This is a genomic window from Gemmata sp. (assembly GCF_051859125.1).
GTDB lineage: Bacteria > Planctomycetota > Planctomycetia > Gemmatales > Gemmataceae > Gemmata.
The window spans coordinates 1-3356 of sequence record NZ_JBHYGG010000204.1 but is presented as its reverse complement, the minus strand read 5'-3'; the positions used below and the strand labels follow the sequence as shown (position 1 = coordinate 3356).

4 protein-coding genes are annotated in these 3356 nt (G+C 71.5%); 1 reads left to right on the top strand and 3 read right to left on the bottom strand.

Annotated features, from left to right (window positions below; genetic code table 11):
- Positions 1 to 40 precede the first annotated feature (40 nt).
- Both ACTIGN_RS17420 and ACTIGN_RS17415 read right to left on the bottom strand, forming a co-directional pair.
- Positions 41 to 1318 (bottom strand): polysaccharide biosynthesis/export family protein, encoded by a 1278-nt coding sequence (locus tag ACTIGN_RS17420; RefSeq protein WP_439626084.1) that lies wholly within the window; start codon positions 1316 to 1318, stop codon positions 41 to 43.
- Between the two features lie 2 nt (positions 1319 to 1320).
- Positions 1321 to 2208 (bottom strand): hypothetical protein, encoded by an 888-nt coding sequence (locus ACTIGN_RS17415; protein ID WP_439626082.1) that lies wholly within the window; start codon positions 2206 to 2208, stop codon positions 1321 to 1323.
- A gap of 289 nt (positions 2209 to 2497) precedes the next feature.
- Here ACTIGN_RS17415 and ACTIGN_RS17410 point away from each other — a divergent pair, with 289 nt between their 5' ends.
- Positions 2498 to 2902, top strand: coding sequence for a hypothetical protein (locus ACTIGN_RS17410; protein ID WP_439626081.1), 405 nt, complete (start codon positions 2498 to 2500; stop codon positions 2900 to 2902).
- Positions 2903 to 2967: 65 nt separating this feature from the next.
- On the opposite strand, the gene ACTIGN_RS17405 is transcribed toward ACTIGN_RS17410, so the two are convergent.
- Complete coding sequence (locus ACTIGN_RS17405) at positions 2968 to 3273, bottom strand: hypothetical protein (RefSeq protein ID WP_439626079.1); 306 nt, start codon at positions 3271 to 3273, stop codon at positions 2968 to 2970.
- Positions 3274 to 3356: the final 83 nt, after the last annotated feature.

The window sequence follows — 3356 nt, the reverse complement described above, 5'->3', positions numbered from 1 at the left end:
AGGTGGTTCCCGCCCCCGACCCCGTTCACCCACCGCTCGGTCACGGGTTGCTGCTGGTCGCCGTCGCGTTGAAGCGGTCGCCGGTGACGAGCTTCCCGATCGAGATGATGCGGAACGTCTGGGTGAAGTACCGGGCGAACGACTCGTTCGGGCGCTCCTGGAGCACGAGCGTGTCGCCGGGCTGGATGACGACGTTCTCGCGCTGGTCGCGGAACGCCTCGTTCAGGTCCACCCGGATCCGGACGGTCTGCTCGTTCGGGAGCCGGCGGACCACGGTCACGAGGCTCGGGTTGGGGTTGCCCAGCCCGGTGCTGACCGAGTTGGCGGTGAACTGGTTCTGGTTGAACCCGCCGTTGATGAGCGGCCCGCGTACCAGTGCGATGGCCTCGATCACCCGCAGGTCGCGGTCCCGGGGCACCGGGAGGATCGCCGCGGGGAGCAGCCCGGCGGTGTAGAACACCTCGGTGTCGCGGGCCTCGATGTTCACCGTGTCGCCGTCCTCCAGGGTGATGTCGGCCTCGGAGAACGTCAGCGGGCGGGCCGGGTTGGCCCGGGTCGGCACCCGGACGTACCCCTTGAGCGGGTCGGCCGGGTCGTACTTCCCGCGGCGGATCACGATCTCGTGCTTCGCGTCGAACCCGGGCGGGCCGCCGGTCTGCGTCAGCGCCTGGAGCAGGTCGTTGCGGCCCGGCTCCAGGAGCAGCGAGTACGCGGCCCCGCGCCGCCCGCCCCCGAACGACACCTCGGACCCGTAGTTCCCGGCCGAGATCGCCGGCGACCCGCCGTTGTCCTCGCGGACCACCAGCACCCGGTACTTCCGCGGCTGCATCAGGTCCACCAGCACCCGCTCCTTGCCCCTCACGACGATCTGCTTCTGGTTCACGATCTGGTCCACGATCAGCGCCCGCACCTCGAGCAGCGTCTTCCCCTTCACCGGGATCGGGTCGAGGAGCGGGAGCAGGATGGTGCCGTCGTCCTGGACCGGGACCGGCACGCCCTGGACGGCCGGCTTGGTGGCGTTCGGGTTCTGGGAGAACTGGATCGGGACGCCCTGGCTCTCCTTGGTGACGACCTCGTCGGCCACGACCGCGAGCACGTCGCCCTTGTCGAGCCGGTAGTCGCCCGGCTCGTTGATCCGGAGCAGGTTGAGCGGCACGTCCTTGAGGTCGGCCTTCGGCTCGGCGAACACCTCGGGCGGCAGCCGGCGGACCGGGATGCCGTCGGACACCGGGTTGGTCAGCGCCGCGCACCCCCCGGCCCCGCACGAGACGAGGGCGAGGGCGAGGGCGGCGACGCGGAGGGGTGCGGTTCGGGTCATGGTCACTTCCCGGCGGCTTCGGGGTGGCTCGGCGGCACGACCGGCAACTCGGCGCGGTTCGGCGGGACGATCGGCAACTCGTCCGTGACCGGCGGCGTCGGCACGAACTCGGGGAACTCCGGCACGCCCGCGGGCGGGGCCGGGAGCTTCACCGCGGGGGCCATCGGGATCACGACGGCGGGCGGCGCGGCCGGGGCCGGCGGAGCGGGCGACGGCGCCGGAGCGGGCGACGGCGCCGGGGCGGCAACGGCGGTTCGGAGCGGGGCCAGACTCGACCCGGCCCCGGCCGCGTCCCCGGCGGACTGCGGGAACAGCGTCGGTTGCGGTGCGGGTGCGGGTGCCGGCGCGGGGGCCGGCGGCGGCGTCGGGGCCGGCATGGTGACCGGGGCCGGCGTCGGAAGCCTACCGGCGGCGTCGGCCCGGGGCACGATCGTGAACTGCGGCGGGCCGTCGTCCACCACCGGGAGCAGCACCGGTACCGTCAGGAACTGTCGCTTCCCCGTCGCGACGGCGATGTCCTGCCCGTACTTGAAGCCGAGCAGGTAGTCCTTCAGCAGGCACTGCCCCTCTTCAGTGAAGTACTTCTTGTGCCGCGTGTACTTCGCGGGCGGCACCGGCGGGACCGAGCAGTTGCCCCCGCGGTCGAGGTAGTCCACGTACCCGTCGAGGAACCCGTCGCGGAACTCGGCGGTGAACGCCCGCCGCGGGTACTGGGCGCGGACCTCTTTCCACACGGCCCGGCCCTCGCTCCGCAGCGTGTGCTCGACCCCGTGGAGCGAGTGGACAACGTGGGCCTCGTTCACGAGGGTGCGCGTGGCGTTTTGGGCGATGGTACAGCCCAGGGCCGATGGCCCGAGCGCCCCGGCGAGTGCAACCGTCTTCCATCGCATCGCGCGCCCCCTCCGGTGGCTTCCCCCGGGAACTATCGGCACGGGCGGGGGCACGGGTTGATAAACCCGGGCGGTTTTGACGGTTTTCCGAGTTGCGCGTCCCGCCGCGTGTGCCATGTTTGCTCTGACGGGAGCAATCGTCTCGGTTCCGCGGCGCGCCGGGCCGGGGACTTCGCCAGAAGTGGCCGAGCCCACTTGGCGGCGCGGGCGGGTCGGGACGATTGTGATCCTAGCATTGGAACCATTTCGACCGGCGCAACCCGGTCCCTCCCCTCTCGGAGTCCATTTCATGGCGAAGGCAGCAGCGAAGAAGCCAGCAGCGAAGAAGCCGGCCGCGAAGACGGCCGCCCCGGCGGCGAAGAAAGCCGCTCCGGCCGCGAAGAAGCCCACACCGGCGGCCAAGAAGGCCGCGCCGGTGAGCAAGAAGTCCACTCTGGTGGCGAAGAAGGCCGCACCCGCCGCCCCCAAGAAGGCGGTCGCGAGCGCGGCGAAGACGACGAAGAAGCCGGTGGCGAAGAAGGCCGCCCCGGTCGCGAAGAAGCCGGTCCCGAAGAAGACGCTGCCGGCGGCCCCGCCCCCGGTCGCGCCGGCCGAAGTTGCCCCTCCGCCCGTGCCCGCCCCGGCCGCCGAGACCCCCGCTCCCGCCCCGGTCCCCGCGGCGGCCCCGGCCCCCGCTGGAGCGCCGGTGATGTGAGTACCGGCCCGGTTGATCGGTAGCCGTGGCGCGCTCTTGCCCTCCCCCCTCGTGGGCATTGGTATCTACACAAGCGCTTTTGGAACTTGATCAGCCAGTTTGGCGATGAAGGTTTTGAGTTTCGTGAGACTGGGATGTTCGAGCAGGGCGACCATCGACAGCAGCACCCACAACCCGGCCAACAGAGCCGGGGCCGTGTGGCGGTTGCTCTTCCTCACCTGCCGCCCGCTCAACCGCACCAGCGCGTCCGTGAACGCCATCGCCGGGACCGAGTCGTCGTGGTCCAACTGCCACACCCCCACGCACGCCATCGCGGCCACCAGCAACCGCCGGGCGATGGCCGGGCCGCTCTGCTGCTGCCACTGCTCCACGTAGTGCCCGGGGCTTCAGCTCGACTGCTGCCGATTCTGTGACCGTCCGTGGCGAGGTAGCATGAGGGTTGCTGAAGCTCCCA

What these genes read in the sequence shown, in the direction of transcription:
- ACTIGN_RS17415 (WP_439626082.1), bottom strand. Translation starts at nt 2,208, where the DNA reads ATGCGATGGAAGACGGTTGCACTCGCCGGGGCGCTCGGGCCATCGGCC.
- ACTIGN_RS17410 (WP_439626081.1), top strand. Translation starts at nt 2,498, where the DNA reads ATGGCGAAGGCAGCAGCGAAGAAGCCAGCAGCGAAGAAGCCGGCCGCG.
- ACTIGN_RS17420 (WP_439626084.1), bottom strand. Translation starts at nt 1,318, where the DNA reads ATGACCCGAACCGCACCCCTCCGCGTCGCCGCCCTCGCCCTCGCCCTC.